The sequence below is a fragment of the Paenimyroides marinum genome (assembly GCF_900108395.1).
GTDB lineage: Bacteria > Bacteroidota > Bacteroidia > Flavobacteriales > Flavobacteriaceae > Flavobacterium > Flavobacterium marinum.
In genome coordinates this window covers 17862-33084 of sequence record NZ_FNXE01000021.1, presented here as the reverse complement: position 1 = coordinate 33084, position 15223 = coordinate 17862, and the positions used below count along the sequence as shown (strand labels likewise).

Below are 15223 nucleotides of genomic sequence, written 5' to 3'. Positions count from 1 at the left end.
TGGTTATTGACTGACTTTTGAAAAAACATAAAACATTTCCGTTGCTATCTGTAAACTTCTTTCTGCATATACCTGTGATTGCTCCGGTGTATTGTCTGAAATTTTAGGGTCTTCAAATGTGATAGGTATCCTTTTTTCTGCACCTGCAATAAATGGACATCCACCGTCTGCCTGTGAACAGGTCATAATGGCTGTAAATGCTGATACTGGGTTGAAAGGACTATCGTACTTTTTTGAAAAGCCGATAACAGGCAAAGCATTATCGCTGTATTTTATGGCATATACAGGGTTATTAGTATCTGCGATTTTGAAAATGTTAAACCCCTGATTAGTCAATGTTTCTGCAACTTTCGGAAATAGTGACGTTTCTTCCGTACCGCCCGAATAACAATGTACATTTGGTATATTAAAATGTGCTGACGCTACCTGTGCCCAAACCTGTGATAAATGGCTTCTTCGGGAATTGTGGGTACAGATGAAATTGATATTTATATCCTGCCTGTCGTTTACTTTTTGCTGTATAAAATCAATCAGCGGTTGTAATACGGCTTTACGTTCTTCGCTGATGCTTTGTACATCAATTTTGTTGTTAATGATTTCGATTAGTTTTTGATACATCGCATTTTGTTTTTAGTGTTTAGCAACATCCCGAATTTGGTGTACAGCAAGCATTATTCAGCTCTGATAATTTTACCTTTTGCTTTTCGGCAGGAATACCGCAAGCATCACTTGCCAGGCAAGCGGTTTGCTTGTTTTTCAGTACAAAATGGTTTCCGTTAAAATTCAAATCGTATTTACCAACCGTTTCGCTTTGGTATTCTACTTCTATTTCGGCATCTTCAATACCCAACTTTTCTTCGGATAGCTTAATGATGTTTAATAGCTTTGTTGGCTTTAATCGGTGTTCAAAATCGTTGGCATTCCATAATTGGAAATTGACAACTTTTTCGTTTCTAATTGTTCCGCCACAATCAATGAAGTGTTTTGTAATAACACCTATCTCGGTAACGTGAAAGTGTTCGGGTACAAATGTTCCGTTCTCTAATTGAAATTCAACATTATCCAATGCTGGTAAGATTTCTTTGATGTTTGATAGTTTCATTATTTTTTTATTTAATTGTTATATTGCTTTATTGCGATTAATGTGCTTAAAAAAAATGCTTAACAGCATTTATCAACCTCTACATTATCTATAAAGAAAGCATTGAGTTCCTTTTTAATCTGCTGCCAAACATTTTCATCAATACAGTAGCACACACTTGTCCCTTCTATATTGCCTTTGATGATACCAATGTTTTTAAGCTCTTTTAAATGTTGTGAAATCGTAGCCTGCGCCAATCCTAATTCTTCCACTAAGTCATTACAAATGCAAGCATTCTGCTTGATGATGTATTGCAGGATAGCTATACGGGCAGGATGAGCCAGTGCCTTTAAAGTGGTTGCCAAGCTGTTTTGCTGTTCTGTAAATATTTCTGTTTTTGTTACGCCCATCTTATTTGTAATAATATATCGCAATATTACGATAAATATTTAAACCACAAAAGTAGTTTGTGAAAAAACATATAGCCAAGCACCAATTCTGTATAAATAATCAGTTCAATTTTCTATTGTAAATCGCCAAATCCTGCCTTTCAAAGCCAAACGCTGCAACATTATCAAAGGCATTTGCTCCTGCTTATAATTTTAGGATTTAAGTAAAATTCTAATCAAAATAAGTATGGATGTACAGCAAAAAGACCTGTCGTATTTCAGATTACGACTGCAAGAATTATTAAACAGCAGCTTTCCCGAAAAGGCACACGACCAAAAATTTATTGACCAACGGTCTTCGTGGGCTGCCAATGCTTATGAGGGTGCTTTCCGTTCGGGAAACGCCGTTGAGCAATGCGACGAAATAGCCAACTACATACTTTTTGAGGGCTTGCACTTCTCCAAGTTCAACACGGTTTTCAAAGTGGTATGCAATGAGTTTGATGCCATAATGGCAGACGAGGAGCTGCGACCGTTCGCCCTTAAAATGTTCCCCGTTTGTGAGCCTGTTTTCGCAGGATATGAATTAACCGATGATTTCGCCAACGGAAATGAGTTTGATGTACTCTATACCGAACTGACCGGAACCATCTCAATATGGATTGAGGAAAATGGGCTTCAGTAAGCGGTTCCATCTCCAACAGAATATTGATGCCCTGCGAATTGTTTTTAAACTGGAAAAGGAGAAACGGCAAGCCACCGTAGGCGAAAGACTGCTAATGATGCGATACAGCGGATTTGGCGGTCTTAAATTCGTTCTGAACCCCGTAGAAAACGAAATAGACATCAATCATTGGAGAAAAACAGAACACGACCTTTTTCCACTCACGCAGGAACTCCACCAACTACTCAAAGAAAATTCCGAAGACGATAAGCAATACCGCAAGTATGTGGATAGTATGAAAAGTTCCGTACTGACGGCTTTTTATACCCCACCAAAAGTTATAGATGCCATTTCATCTGCCTTGCGGGATAATGGTCTGCACATTGATAAATTCCTCGAACCCTCCGCAGGTATCGGTTCATTCATCCAATCCTTTTCGGAAAATCAGAAAGCCAGTGTTACCGCTTATGAAAAGGACTTGCTTACAGGCAAGATTTTAAAGCAGCTTTACCCCGAAATCAATATCCGTATAAACGGCTTTGAGGAAATCCCCGAAAGGGAACAAAACACCTATGATGTAATCGCCAGTAATATCCCTTTTGGCGATACTTCCGTATTTGACCTTTCTTATTCACGCAGTAGAAACAGCGCAAAGGAACAAGCTGCCCGAAGCATACACAATTACTTTTTTCTGAAAGGTGCTGATATGCTCCGTGAGGGCGGTTTGTTGGCTTACATCACTTCACAGGGCATTCTGAACAGCCCTAAGAACGAACCCATACGCAGGGCGTTGATGCAGGATAATAATTTGGTTTCGGTTGTAAGATTGCCTAACAACCTGTTTACCGAATATGCAGGTACGGAAGTCGGCAGCGACCTGATTATCCTGCAAAAAAATACGGCAAAAGAAAATCTGACCGACAGGGAAGATCTGTTTTGCCAAAGCAAGCCATCTGAATACAATACGCCTGGCAATGCGCTCTTTCAGGACAGTACAAGAATTATCCATACCGACCAAAAATTAGATACCGACCCATACGGGCAACCTGCCTTAATCTATACGCATAAAGACGGTGTTGAGGGCATTGCCAAAGATTTGAAGCAAATGCTTTCCGAAGATTTTGGAAAGCATCTGAATTTGAGTTTATACAAAGGCGAACAGAACGACGAGCCTGTTATACAAATTCCTATTGAACCAAAAGTTACACCTCCGGTCATAGACCCTGTAATCATTCAGCAAAAGCCGCAACCTGTACCTACTCCGGTAGTCCGTCAGGAAAGCCCGCAGGAATTAAAGCAACTAAGCATTTTTGACTTGTTTGAAAGTGCGGGAGAACCTGTAATGGTTCTTGCTCCACCTAAAAGAACTACCCAAGCCAAAAGGCAAAGCACTAAAAAAAGAAGAGGTACAATAGGTCGTCAGCCCGACCTGTTCAGCAGTGCAAGGCAGCAGCCCTATACACCGCTAAAATCCAATGGTGATATTAACGGAACCGACCAGGTTAACGGCAAAAAACAGGAAGCTATCAGCGACCTGTTTTCACAAATAAACGGAAATGGCCAGTCTGATAAGACAGCCATTACCGCTATCAATATTAATGCTATTCCTGAACCTGCCCCGTATAGTGGCGAACTGCAATCATTCCATCGGAATGATTGCCTTGTGGTGGATAACGGTTGGGTCGGCTATTTGCAAGAGGTGGATAAGGAAGACAAAAAAGCTATCTTTCATCCATTGCAATTGCCGTCGGCACAGAAAGCAAGAGCCGAAGCCTACATAGCTGTAAGGGACAGTTATATCAACCTGTACCAAAAAGAAGCTGAAAAGCAGACCGAACACAAGGCAGAACGGGAAACCCTGAACCTCCTGTACGATGGCTTTGTCAAAAAATACGGTAATCTCAATGCTGCCGACAATGCCAAGCTGATAAAGACAGACAGCGCAGGTAAAGAAATTCCTTATCTGGAGCGTATCATTGGCGGCATAATCCATAAAGCGGATATATTCAGCCGTCCTGTTAGTTTCTCTACGACCACGTTAGCAACCGATAATCCCGAAGAGGCATTAGCCGCCTCGCTGAATAAATACGGCAACGTGGATTTGGACTTTATGTCCGAAATCAGCAGCCTGCCTGCCGATACCCTGAAAGAAGCCTTACACGGGCGGTTGTTCTACAATCCGCTACAACAGGAATACGAAATAGCCGAACGGTGGATTGCAGGCAACGTAGTTGAGAAAGCCGATGAAGTAAGAGCCTATCTTGAAAACAATCCTGATGATACCGAAGCCAAAGAAAGCCTTACCGCTTTAGAGGAAGCCCGACCAAAACGGATTGAATTTGAGGAGTTGGATTTTAATCTCGGCGAACGGTGGATACCTACCGGAATTTATGCCCGTTTCGCTTCGCACCTGTTCGATGCGGATGTACTGGTTCATTACTCCGAAAGCTCCGACGACTTTTCTGTGAAATGTCATCGGGGCAATATGCACATTTGGGAAAAATATGCTGTCAAAGCGGAAAGCCGAACATTTGACGGTATTGCCCTGCTCAAACACGCCCTTGTCAATACTACGCCTGATATAACCAAAAAAGTGATGGTTGGCGACCAAGAGGTCAAAGTACGGGATATGGAAGCCATACAAATGGCGAACACCAAGATTGATGAAATCCGTACCGCTTTTACCGACTGGCTACACGCACAGAACGATGAATTTAAAAATAGGCTGACCGACCAGTACAACGACACCTTTAACTGTTTCGTTCGCCCGAACTATGACGGAAGCCATCAGGAATTTCCGGGATTAGACCGCAAGGGTGCAGGCATTGAAGACCTGTATTCAAGCCAAAAGGACACGGTTTGGATGATAAAACTGAACAACGGTGCTATCTGCGACCACGAAGTAGGCGCAGGAAAAACGCTGATAATGTGTACCGCAGCGCAGGAAATGAAGCGTTTGGGATTAGCCCATAAACCGATGATAATCGGACTGAAAGCCAATATACCTGCTATTGCTGAAGACTACCGAAAAGCCTATCCACACGCAAAAATCCTTTATCCAGGTATTGATGATTTTACGCCTAAAAAACGCCTGCGGATTTTCGGGGATATTAAAAACAACGATTGGGATTGTGTGATACTCACGCACGACCAGTTCGGAATGATACCTCAATCGCCCGAAATACAAAAGGAAATCCTCGAAATAGAATTAGACAGCGTAGAGCGCAACCTCGATGCCCTGAAATCGCAAGGCAAGGAAGTGACAAGGGGAATGCTCGCCGGGGTAATCAAACGAAAAGAAAATCTTGAAGTAAAGCTGAAAACGCTGCAACACGATATTGAAAACCGCAAAGATGATATTGTGGACTTTAAGATGATGGGCATAGACCATTTGTTTGTGGACGAAAGCCACCAATTCAAAAACCTGATGTTCAACACCCGTCATACACGGGTTGCCGGATTGGGTAACGTGGACGGCAGCCAAAAGGCACTGAACCTGCTTTTTGCAATCCGCACCATTCAGGAGCGTACCAATGCGGATATGGGCGCAACCTTTCTTTCGGGTACGACCATCAGCAATTCATTAACGGAGCTGTACCTACTGTTCAAATATCTGCGTCCCCGTGCATTGGAAAAACAGGGCATTCATTCTTTTGATGCGTGGGCAGCTATCTATGCAAGGAAAACGACCGATTATGAATTTTCGGTAGCTAACAATATTGTAGCAAAAGAGCGTTTCCGCTACTTTATCAAAGTGCCGGAACTTGCGCAGTTCTATTCTGAAATCACGGATTACAGAACGGCAAAGGATATTGGTATTGACCGACCCAACAAGAACGAGGTATTATACAATATACCGCCAACGCCCGACCAAGAAGCCTTTATCCAAAGCCTGATGGCTTTTGCCAAAACGGGCGATGCTACTTTGCTCGGAAGAGAACCATTATCGCAAAGGGAAGAAAAAGCAAAGATGCTCATTGCGACGGACTATGCCCGTAAGATGTCGCTCGATATGCGTATGGTAAGTGGTATATACGACGACCATCCCGACAACAAGGCTTCGCATTGTGCGGTAAATATCGCCAAGTTTTACAACCAGTTCAACGCACAGAAAGGAACGCAGTTCGTTTTCTCCGATTTGGGAACCTACAAGCCCGGCGAATGGAACGTGTACTCCGAAATAAAACGCAAACTCGTGGAGGACCACGGCATACCTGCGCACGAAGTAAGGTTTATTCAGGAAGCGAAAAATGATAAGCAACGTAAGGAACTTATCAACGGAATGAACGAGGGCAAAATCCGTGTACTGTTCGGTTCTACAAGTATGCTCGGAACTGGCGTAAACGCACAGAAAAGAGCTGTTGCCGTTCATCATTTAGATACACCGTGGCGACCGTCTGACCTTGCCCAAAGGGACGGGCGGGCAATCAGAAAAGGCAATGAGATTGCCAAATTCTTTGCCGATAATAAAGTTGCTGTGATTATCTATGCAGTTGAAAAATCGTTGGACAGTGTCAAATTCAACCTGCTGTATAATAAGCAGCTTTTCATCGACCAGTTAAAGACTAACAACCTGACCAAAAGAACGATTGACGAGGGAAGTATGGACGAAAAATCGGGAATGAACTTTTCGGAATATGTGGCAATCCTGTCAGGAAATACAGACCTGTTGGATAAAGCCAAACTGGAAAAACAGATTGCCGGACTGGAAAGCGAAAAGCAGGCGTTCAACCGCTCTAAATCCAGTGCCAAATTTAAGGTACAGGATTATATGGAAATGTTGCAAAGCACTCAATCCCGTTTGAGCCGGATGAGTACCGACTGGGAAAACTTACAGCAACGCCTGCAAAAGCGTTCGGACGGTACAATCGAAAACCCTGTGCTGTTAGATGGCTTGCCGCCCAATGCAAATCCGAAACAAATAGGCGCAAAACTGAACGAGATTGCGAACAAAGCCCGCACGGCAGGCGACTATCGTGAAATAGGCAACCTCTACGGGTTTCAATTATTGGTTAAAACAGAACTTCCAAAGGATAATTCAACACTCGAAAGGGTCAATAGATTTTTTATAACTGGCGAGGGCAATATCAAGTACACCTACAATAACGGTCTGATGGCAAAAGACCCCGAAACCGCCGCAATGAATTTTTTAAGGGCTTTGGAAAAACTGCCGGGCTTTGTGAAGCAGGAGCAGGAGAAAATCGCTGAAATACAAAAAGACCTGCCGATGCTTCAGGAAGTGGTTAACGGTACTTGGGCTAAGGAAAGTCGATTGAGTGAGCTTAAAACGGAACTGGCTGCCGTAGAAAGAAAGATACAGCTATCTATTACGCCGGAAACCAAACAAGATGCTTCGGAGCAGGCAGAAAAGCAGAATGAAGCCCCAAAGGTGCAGGAAAGCATTATACGGACAAAAGGCGTTCATTCACCTCGTGGCGTATTATAATAGTCGTTACTTTTCGTCCTTTTCGTCCATTTTTTTTATTAGGGCTTCACACAGGCTGTCAAGGAATTTGGTTCGGTTTATCTTACGGGCTTTCAGTTCCATAAACGTGTGGTAAAAATCGCCTAACTCAATATTAAAGGCTTCTTCAAAAGTTTTAGCTATCAATTTTATGTCTGTATTCCCATTGTTAAATACACCGTGGGAGTACAGTGCATATATGAGTTCCGTCAGTGCCGTTTTACTTGCCGTCCATTTCAATGAATTGTCCGACCCCCTTTTCACATTGATGTTATTGAGCCTGTCTTCCAAATAAACTTGTATCAGGTCATTGGCAATAATCTTGGCAACCTTATAATCGTGTGAAGTAGAAAAACGATGGTCTGCTTCAAAATAAAATGTGTCTAACCACAGCCTTATATCGTGCTTGCCACGCACAAAGAATTTTTCGTCAACGAAAGAATTATTGCTGCGGTAATACTTGTAAAAATCAAGGTTGTTTTCAAAGAACCTTTTTAGCTTTTTCAGTTCTTTGGTAAAATATTTCTTGGTACGCTTGTTCCCGTAGGGTCTTCTTGTTTCGATTTTATAGATGGCATTGTAGTAGATGAGCTTTGAAACAATAACAGGTTTCTGATACTTGAAAAAATGGATTTCTTCTTCCATATTCTTAAAGTCATTTTTCAGTACAAAGTCCTTTAAGTCGGCAAGGCTTTGTATGATATGGTGTATAACGGCTTCAATTCTTTTTATGGGGCAGTCGGTTTCAATCTCCAGTTCCTGGATTGCAGTTTCCAATTTAAGATATGTTTCATTGTAAAATTTATCCATTCGCTTCATTTTGATGTAATATATTATTGGTTAATACAGAAAAGCTAACACTGTTCGTATTAGCTTATGATGCAATTACTGCTTAAAAAAATTCAACCTCTACCGTATTGATGATGGAACGATAGATAGATTTTTGTTGCATACTTTAAAGGGTTGTAGTATGATGCAGGTTAGTCTTTGCGAATTACACCTGCATCACCTCCTTTTTTTTACCGATATTTTTTTACGGTTATGCAGTTTACAACCCTTAGTTATTTAATTTTAATAAGTCAATGCCAGCCCCACACCAAAGCCCATATCGCTATCATAGTGGGTACGTATACCTATATTCTTATTAATGATATACCTAAGTTCTCCCATATACTCTAAGTCGGTATTCACCATAAAACCACCTCTTAGTCTTTTTGAAATTGGTATATCTTCACGCATTAACTGCAATCTCACAATACCGTCGTGATATACTTCTGCCTGAAAATTGACCAGCATAGGCAATGTATACATAAACCCTAAACTGAACGCCCTGCGGGTGTCTTTCTTGTTGGTTTGTCCAAATATGTTCTTTTCGTGTTCATCTTCTCCCATTTTACGGTAGCGGTAATCAAAACCTACAAAGGGCATGAACCATTGCATTTTTCCAATGTATCTACCTAAATGGGTTTCTACTTCATAACCGTGCATACTATTATAGCCTAAACGCCATTCTGTACCTAATGACCATCTTGCATTTTGCAACATCGCTCCACCGTCATTTCCATTCGTTGCAAAGTCGTTTTCAATCATAAAGTGAGGCATATTGCTTTCCCTTTGCAGTTCTTTATAGGCTTTTGCTTTATCGGGTAAATAGGGATTTTTGTAATCTCCAACTTCAAACACCCTGTTCATTCCTGCCATCATATGATAAAGAATATGGCAATGGAAAAACCAATCACCTTCCTCATTTGCTAAAAACTCTATAGTATCCGTTTCCATCGGCATAATGTCCAATACATTTTTCAAAGGCGATTTTTCTCCCTTACCGTTAATAACCCTAAAATCAAATCCGTGGAGGTGCATGGGATGACGCATCATGGAATTGTTATAGATGGTAATCCGTAATATTTCTCCTTTTTTTACAGGTATTTTGTCAGTTTCCGAAAGTATTTTATTATCCATGCTCCATACATAGCGGTTCATGTTGCCAGTAAGTGTGAATTTCAACTCTTTTACAGGCGCATCATTTGGAAGAGAGGTGTTATAAGGCGATTGCAACATAGCATAATTTAATGTTTTGATGTCTCCCAAGGCATTAGCGTTGTAACGGTTAGCGTCGTTATCCATGTCCATACCCTCATGCTTACTGTGGTCTGCTTTTTTTGTTGCATCTCCGGTAATTTCGGGATACATCACTACATTCATGTCCATTTGGTTAAGGCTCATCTTCATGCCCATATCGTCCAAATCGCCATTCATTTTCATCATATCGTTCATCATCTTCATCCCCTCGAAATACTTCAATCGTGGGAGCGGGGAAATAAGCTGTTTGACCCCATCACCTATAAATAAACTCGCAGATTGTGTCCTGTCTTCGGTTGTTGCTAAGAACTCGTAAGCCAAACCATCTTGAGGGATAGTCACTACAATATCGTAAGTTTCAGAAACGGCAATGATTAACCTGTCCACCTCTACAGGCTCAACATCATTCCCATCACTCGCTACTACTGTAATTTTTCCTCCAGCATACCTTAGCCAGAAATATGAAGACGCCCCTCCATTGGAAACACGCAATCTTACTTTGTCGCCTGCTTTTAGCTTTTTACCATCAATTGTTTTCAAATCGGTGCTATGGCTACCATTTATTAGGACTTTATCATAGTAAACATCACTAACATCCATTGCCAGCATTCGCTTCCATTCATTCTTTACTTTCACTCCAAATTTCCCTTCTTTAATCGCTTCAACGTATGATTGTGTAGCCTCTTTTTTGATAGCAGCCCAATCGTTGGCATTATGCAGCATCCTGTTAATGTTGTCGGGGTTAAGATTTGTCCACTCACTTAATATAATTGGAACGGTCGGCAAATCGTCAATTCCTTGTCTGAATGTCTTATCATCGCTTCTTTTCTTCATGATAAAACTTCCGTACATGCCAATCTGCTCCTGCAATCCTGAGTGGGAATGGTACCAGTGCGTACCATGCTGGATAATCGGAAAACGGTAGGTGTAGGTTGTGCCCGGTGCGATGGGTTTTTGTGTAAGCCAGGGCACACCGTCTTCTTTATTGGGCAGGAACACACCATGCCAGTGAAGTGATGTGCTTTCTTTCAATTGGTTGTGCACCACTATTTCGGCAGTGTCGCCCTCGGTAAAGGTAAGGGTGGGCATGGGGATTTGCCCGTTTACGGCAATGGCTCTTTTTTCTTTCCCGGCATAGTTTACCAATGTGTCTTTTACATACAATTCGTAACGCACTACTTTCTGTGCGAATAATGTTTGTGTGCAAAGCAGTATCAGCACTGTTTGCAAAATTCTTATAGGTATTTTATTATATCTGTTCATGATTTGAAAAATTTTATTTAATGCTGTCTTCCATTGTGCTAAACCACGCTATCAAAACCTGCTTATCCTCCGGTGACAATACTGCATTGCGATGAATTAGTGTGTATGATGACAACGGCATTTCCCCGTCCTTAACCTGCCCGGCCATAGCCCTGAACTTGTTTCGCTGCCTGCGGACAGAATAGTCGCCAAATTCGCTAAAGTTGAGTTCCTCTTTCCCCTTTTTTATATGCTCTGCCATGTACCATGCGCCGGGCTGGATACGGCTGTACCACGGATAATGGGTATTGTTGCTATGGCAGTCATAACAGGACTGAACAAGGATAGCCTTTACATTTTGGGGTACGGTGTACACCCTTTCGATATGGGTGGCTGGCACTTCAACCGCCTGGTTCCGTAAGGGCTGAAAGAACTGTATGGCAATCAGGACGACAGCCAGCCCCAATATGATTTTCTTCTTTATGGTCATAATTATTTTATTGTGGCTTCATCTTTTTGTGTCTACTGTTTTTTCACATACTTGGCATAATTCTCCTTGTTTTCAAAATAAGAAACTTCACCGTTATTTCCTGTCACAGCAATCACCGCATTAGCTTTGTCTACCTGCTTATGGGAATAGGGGTCTATCGCCATCCGCACGGTCGCATCTTTTGGAATACGTTCCTTACACATTTCGCAACATCCGTAATAGGTTTTACCATCAAATTTTACGTCAAACTGCCTTTTGCCCATATAGGCATCGTTGACCATGCAGACTTCATCCGATGGAACCAATTCACCTATTTGGTTACTATGCCCGTGGCTTTCCGGAGTTGCCTGCGAATGCTGTGTCGCTTCATCCTTATTTGACCCTACCTGTCCGCAAGCGGTGAATAGCAGGGCTGATAAGGAAATAAAGCCGATTATTATTTTGCTCATGTCCAAACTTGTTTTTTTAAATTTTATTATTTACTTTCTTCAAACTCTTTTAGCTTGCGCTTCATCAGTTCAATTTCTTCCGCTTGGGTTTTAAGTATGTTTTTTTGCAGCTCTATCAGTTCCGGGTCGGTCAGGTGTGCCTTTTCGGACATCAATATGGCTGCTGCGTGATGGGGTATCATACCCTTTGCAAACTGCTTGTCCCCGACATTGATTTGTTCCCTGATACCAAACCATGAAAAGATGCCAACGGCAACCGAGATGATGGCTATCGCCCAATTCATCTTCCTGTTGGGGTACATCACTTTCATTATCGCTAATTCGATAAGCAGCATTGCCGAGGTCATCAGCAGGGTCATGTACAGGTTATTGATATTGGGTATCAGGTTCTGCCACTCGTCAATCATGGCGTACATGATAAAATACATCACTGCGAACATGGCGACAGCCATCACCGCAAAGCGTTTGTACATGCCCGAAGCATGTTTTGGATTGTGCGTGCCATGCTCCGAGGCATGACCCGCATTGTGATTGTTTTGCATATTTTCCATAACCCGAAATTTATTTGCTGTTAATTGTTTTTTCCACCTTACCGCAGGTCAGCATTTTAGAACCGTAGTAAGGGTTTTTGATTTCCTTGTTTTCGCTGAACCAAACAGCACCCTTACCGTCATTGAACATCGGGCAATGGTCCTGATACAATGTTTGCGATGTACCGAACAAATCAATCAGGTCTTTCAAATCTTCGCCAAGCGAGGCCAAATGTTCCCGCTGGTGGTGGATGTTGCCGACATTTTCCCCGATATGTTCTGCGTGTTCTTTAGCATCGTCCGCTATGTCCATGTACTTTTTGTGCTTATCGGCAGGAACGGCTTTCATGTCCACTTTATTCAGGGTAGCTAACAGCTTTTTCCCTGAACTGGCGGCAGCTTTGTCATCGTCCGAAACAAGGGCGTTCTTTAAGGACAGATAATCGGTAACTATGGGCGCAATAGAAAAGTTTTTTGCTTCTTCTTTTCCTGTTGCTTTTGCTTCCTGACCGCTCGGAGTTTCACTCACAACGGGCGCAGCTACCGTATCATCCTCTTTTGGTTGGGAAGCTGACTGTTCTTGTGATACAACAGCAGTATCACTTGAAGACTGCTCGTTTTTGTTGGATGCCTGATTGCATGATACTGTTACAAATGCCATGATAACAGCAATGATTGATAATGTTAGATTTTTCATTTTTATTTATTTTTTGATTTTTAAAAAACTTGCGTTAATAGCCACTACAATGGTGCTTACACTCATCAGCACAGCACCCATAGCGGGACTTAAAACAAAATTCGGATAGAGTACGCCTGCCGCAAGCGGTATTGCCACCACGTTGTAGCCAACCGCCCATATCAGGTTCTGTACCATCTTTTTGTAGGTAAGTTTGCCGAAGTCAATCAGTTTGACCACATCCCTCGGGTCGCTGTCTACCAATATGATATCCGCTGTTTCGGCAGCCACGTCCGTACCGGAACCCACGGCAATGCCCACATCTGCCTGTGCCAGTGCAGGTGCATCATTTACACCATCACCAGTCATTGCTACGATTTCGCCTTTTGCCTGAAACTCCTTTACTTTCTCCTGCTTGTTGTGCGGAAGCACATTAGCCAAATACCCGTCCATACCCAATTTTCCGGCTACGGCAGCAGCAATCCTGTCGTTGTCCCCGGTGAGCAGAAAGGACTTGATGCCCATTTTTTTGAGTTCCTCAATCGCCTGTGCCGAACCCTCACGGATGCTGTCTGCCAAAGTAATGATGCCGATTACCCGGTCATCAATGAGGACAAAGTTGACCGTTTCGGCTTCCTGATTGATTTCGCTTGGTATTTCCGGCAGGGAAAGGTGGTTTTCGGTGAAATAATTCGGGCCGCCAGCTACGACATTTTTCCCGTTCACAACACCTTTAACACCTATGCCCTGCATATAGCTGAAGTTTTCAGACTTCCATAAGGCAAGGCTCTTTTCTTTCAATGTAGCCATAATGCCTTTGGCGATATGGTGTTCCGAATTTTGCTGTACTGCGGCAGCATACTGGATAACCTCATCGGCATTATATTCGTCTGTTAACGGTATAACCTTTTCTACGGCATGGGAACCTTTGGTGAGCGTTCCGGTCTTATCAAAAATGACGGTGGAAAGTTTTCGGGTGGTTTCAAATGCCGTACGGTTGCGGATGAGCAGGCCATTGGTCGCCGAAAGCGTTGTGGAAATGGCGACCACCAACGGGATAGCCACGCCCAATGCGTGCGGGCAGGCCGTTACCATTACCGTCACCATTCTTTCAAGCGCAAAGGCAATATCTCCACTGCTTGCATACCAATAGGCAAATGTGCCTATGCCCACGGCAATGGCAATAAAGGTGAGCCATTTGGCAACTTTGTCCGCAAGGTTCTGTGTATTAGACTTAGTAGCCTGCGCTTCCTGCACAAGATTGATAACCCTGTTCAGGTAGCTGTCTTTTCCCACGGCTGTTACCTTAACTTTCAGCGCACCATCGCCATTGATAGAGCCTGCGATGACCTTTCCGTCCTTTTCCTTTTTTACGGGAACACTTTCCCCGGTAAGCATACTCTCGTTGATATACGAAAGCCCCTCCAGTACCAATCCATCGGCTGGAATTTTTTCTCCCGGTTTTATGATAGCCGTTTCACCGCTTTGCAGGTCTTCGAGCTTTATCTTTACAGCTTCTCCGCCACGTTCCACGGTAACATCGTTGGGCAGCAAAGCCACCAATGACTGTAATGCCCGTGAAGCAGCCATTTGGGAACGCATTTCCAGCCAATGCCCTAACAGCATGATGTCAATTAGGGTTGCCAGTTCCCAAAAGAAGTCCATACCCTGCAAGCCAAATACAACGGCTACGGAATAAACATAGGCTACGGATATGGCAATGGCAACAAGTGTCATCATCCCTATGGCTTTGGCTTTCACCTCGCCAATCATTCCCTTTAGGAACGGTAAGCCTCCATAGCAATAAATCACCGTACCCAATGCCAGCAGCACATATTTATCGCCATTGAAAGCAAGGGAGAAACCCAACCATTGCTGTATCATGTGTGACAGGAGCAGGATAGGGATTGTAATGACAAGGCTTATCCAAAAACGTGTGAGGAAATCGCCTGTATGATGCCCCTCATGTTTATTAAAGTTTTCGTCAGCATGGCCATGTTGAGAATGCCCGGAATGCCCATGTCCTGATGTGTGTTCATGAGAAGCTGACGCACCGCCAACGGGAACCAATGCCATGCCACAGAGCGGGCATTTTCCCGGTTCGTCTTTTAGCACCTGTGGGTGCATAGGACACGTGTATTTATTCATAATCGCAT

At 43.0% G+C, this 15223-nt stretch carries 12 protein-coding genes; 2 read left to right on the top strand and 10 right to left on the bottom strand.

Annotation, left to right across the window (positions count from 1 at the left end; translation table 11 throughout):
* Nucleotides 1-3: 3 nt before the first annotated feature.
* From BLW20_RS08200 to BLW20_RS08190, 3 genes are read right to left on the bottom strand one after another with little or no spacing between them, the layout of a single operon-like run.
* Nucleotides 4-618 (bottom strand): low molecular weight phosphatase family protein, encoded by a 615-nt coding sequence (locus BLW20_RS08200; protein ID WP_072885949.1) that lies wholly within the window; start codon nucleotides 616-618, stop codon nucleotides 4-6.
* A gap of 19 nt (nucleotides 619-637) precedes the next feature.
* Nucleotides 638-1102, bottom strand: a complete 465-nt coding sequence (locus BLW20_RS08195; RefSeq protein ID WP_003002385.1) for a DUF6428 family protein — start codon at nucleotides 1100-1102, stop codon at nucleotides 638-640.
* Nucleotides 1103-1161: 59 nt separating this feature from the next.
* Complete coding sequence (locus BLW20_RS08190; RefSeq protein WP_047094742.1) at nucleotides 1162-1491, bottom strand: ArsR/SmtB family transcription factor; 330 nt, start codon at nucleotides 1489-1491, stop codon at nucleotides 1162-1164.
* A gap of 226 nt (nucleotides 1492-1717) precedes the next feature.
* Between BLW20_RS08190 and BLW20_RS08185 the strand changes: the two genes are divergently transcribed.
* Nucleotides 1718-2155 (top strand): DUF1896 domain-containing protein, encoded by a 438-nt coding sequence (locus BLW20_RS08185; protein WP_091098871.1) that lies wholly within the window; start codon nucleotides 1718-1720, stop codon nucleotides 2153-2155.
* Nucleotides 2142-7580 carry an N-6 DNA methylase gene (locus tag BLW20_RS08180; RefSeq protein WP_091098867.1) on the top strand — a complete coding sequence of 1813 codons (5439 nt, stop codon included), beginning with the start codon at nucleotides 2142-2144 and terminating at the stop codon, nucleotides 7578-7580. The genes BLW20_RS08185 and BLW20_RS08180 overlap by 14 nt, the downstream gene beginning before the upstream one ends.
* Before the next feature lie 6 nt (nucleotides 7581-7586).
* Here BLW20_RS08180 and BLW20_RS08175 read toward each other — a convergent pair whose 3' ends face one another.
* From BLW20_RS08175 to BLW20_RS08145, 7 genes are all read right to left on the bottom strand, one after another.
* Entirely contained in the window at nucleotides 7587-8408 is an 822-nt protein-coding gene (locus BLW20_RS08175) for an RteC domain-containing protein (RefSeq protein WP_091098934.1), read from the bottom strand.
* A 261-nt stretch (nucleotides 8409-8669) separates the two neighbouring features.
* The gene (locus BLW20_RS08170) at nucleotides 8670-10943 is read right to left on the bottom strand and encodes a multicopper oxidase family protein (RefSeq protein ID WP_091098863.1); all 2274 of its coding nucleotides are present in this window, start codon (nucleotides 10941-10943) and stop codon (nucleotides 8670-8672) included.
* Between the two features lie 13 nt (nucleotides 10944-10956).
* Complete coding sequence (locus tag BLW20_RS08165; RefSeq protein WP_072885944.1) at nucleotides 10957-11412, bottom strand: heme-binding domain-containing protein; 456 nt, start codon at nucleotides 11410-11412, stop codon at nucleotides 10957-10959.
* A gap of 32 nt (nucleotides 11413-11444) precedes the next feature.
* Nucleotides 11445-11861, bottom strand: coding sequence for a hypothetical protein (locus tag BLW20_RS08160; protein WP_078797523.1), 417 nt, complete (start codon nucleotides 11859-11861; stop codon nucleotides 11445-11447).
* Nucleotides 11862-11887: 26 nt separating this feature from the next.
* On the bottom strand, nucleotides 11888-12412 hold the full coding sequence (locus tag BLW20_RS08155) for a DUF305 domain-containing protein (RefSeq protein WP_084018986.1): 525 nt from the start codon (nucleotides 12410-12412) through the stop codon (nucleotides 11888-11890).
* Nucleotides 12413-12422: 10 nt separating this feature from the next.
* A complete protein-coding gene (locus tag BLW20_RS08150) occupies nucleotides 12423-13088 on the bottom strand; it encodes a DUF3347 domain-containing protein (RefSeq protein WP_002993266.1) in 666 nt (221 codons plus the stop codon).
* Nucleotides 13089-13094: 6 nt separating this feature from the next.
* Nucleotides 13095-15215, bottom strand: a complete 2121-nt coding sequence (locus BLW20_RS08145) for a heavy metal translocating P-type ATPase (protein WP_091098859.1) — start codon at nucleotides 15213-15215, stop codon at nucleotides 13095-13097.
* Nucleotides 15216-15223: the final 8 nt, after the last annotated feature.

Bases quoted from the DNA above. Each gene is read 5' to 3' on its own strand.
- BLW20_RS08200 (WP_072885949.1), bottom strand. From the start codon at position 618: ATGTATCAAAAACTAATCGAAATCATTAACAACAAAATTGATGTACAA.
- BLW20_RS08195 (WP_003002385.1), bottom strand. From the start codon at position 1,102: ATGAAACTATCAAACATCAAAGAAATCTTACCAGCATTGGATAATGTT.
- BLW20_RS08190 (WP_047094742.1), bottom strand. From the start codon at position 1,491: ATGGGCGTAACAAAAACAGAAATATTTACAGAACAGCAAAACAGCTTG.
- BLW20_RS08185 (WP_091098871.1), top strand. From the start codon at position 1,718: ATGGATGTACAGCAAAAAGACCTGTCGTATTTCAGATTACGACTGCAA.
- BLW20_RS08180 (WP_091098867.1), top strand. From the start codon at position 2,142: ATGGGCTTCAGTAAGCGGTTCCATCTCCAACAGAATATTGATGCCCTG.
- BLW20_RS08175 (WP_091098934.1), bottom strand. From the start codon at position 8,408: ATGGATAAATTTTACAATGAAACATATCTTAAATTGGAAACTGCAATC.
- BLW20_RS08170 (WP_091098863.1), bottom strand. From the start codon at position 10,943: ATGAACAGATATAATAAAATACCTATAAGAATTTTGCAAACAGTGCTG.
- BLW20_RS08165 (WP_072885944.1), bottom strand. From the start codon at position 11,412: ATGACCATAAAGAAGAAAATCATATTGGGGCTGGCTGTCGTCCTGATT.
- BLW20_RS08160 (WP_078797523.1), bottom strand. From the start codon at position 11,861: ATGAGCAAAATAATAATCGGCTTTATTTCCTTATCAGCCCTGCTATTC.
- BLW20_RS08155 (WP_084018986.1), bottom strand. From the start codon at position 12,412: ATGGAAAATATGCAAAACAATCACAATGCGGGTCATGCCTCGGAGCAT.
- BLW20_RS08150 (WP_002993266.1), bottom strand. From the start codon at position 13,088: ATGAAAAATCTAACATTATCAATCATTGCTGTTATCATGGCATTTGTA.
- BLW20_RS08145 (WP_091098859.1), bottom strand. From the start codon at position 15,215: ATGAATAAATACACGTGTCCTATGCACCCACAGGTGCTAAAAGACGAA.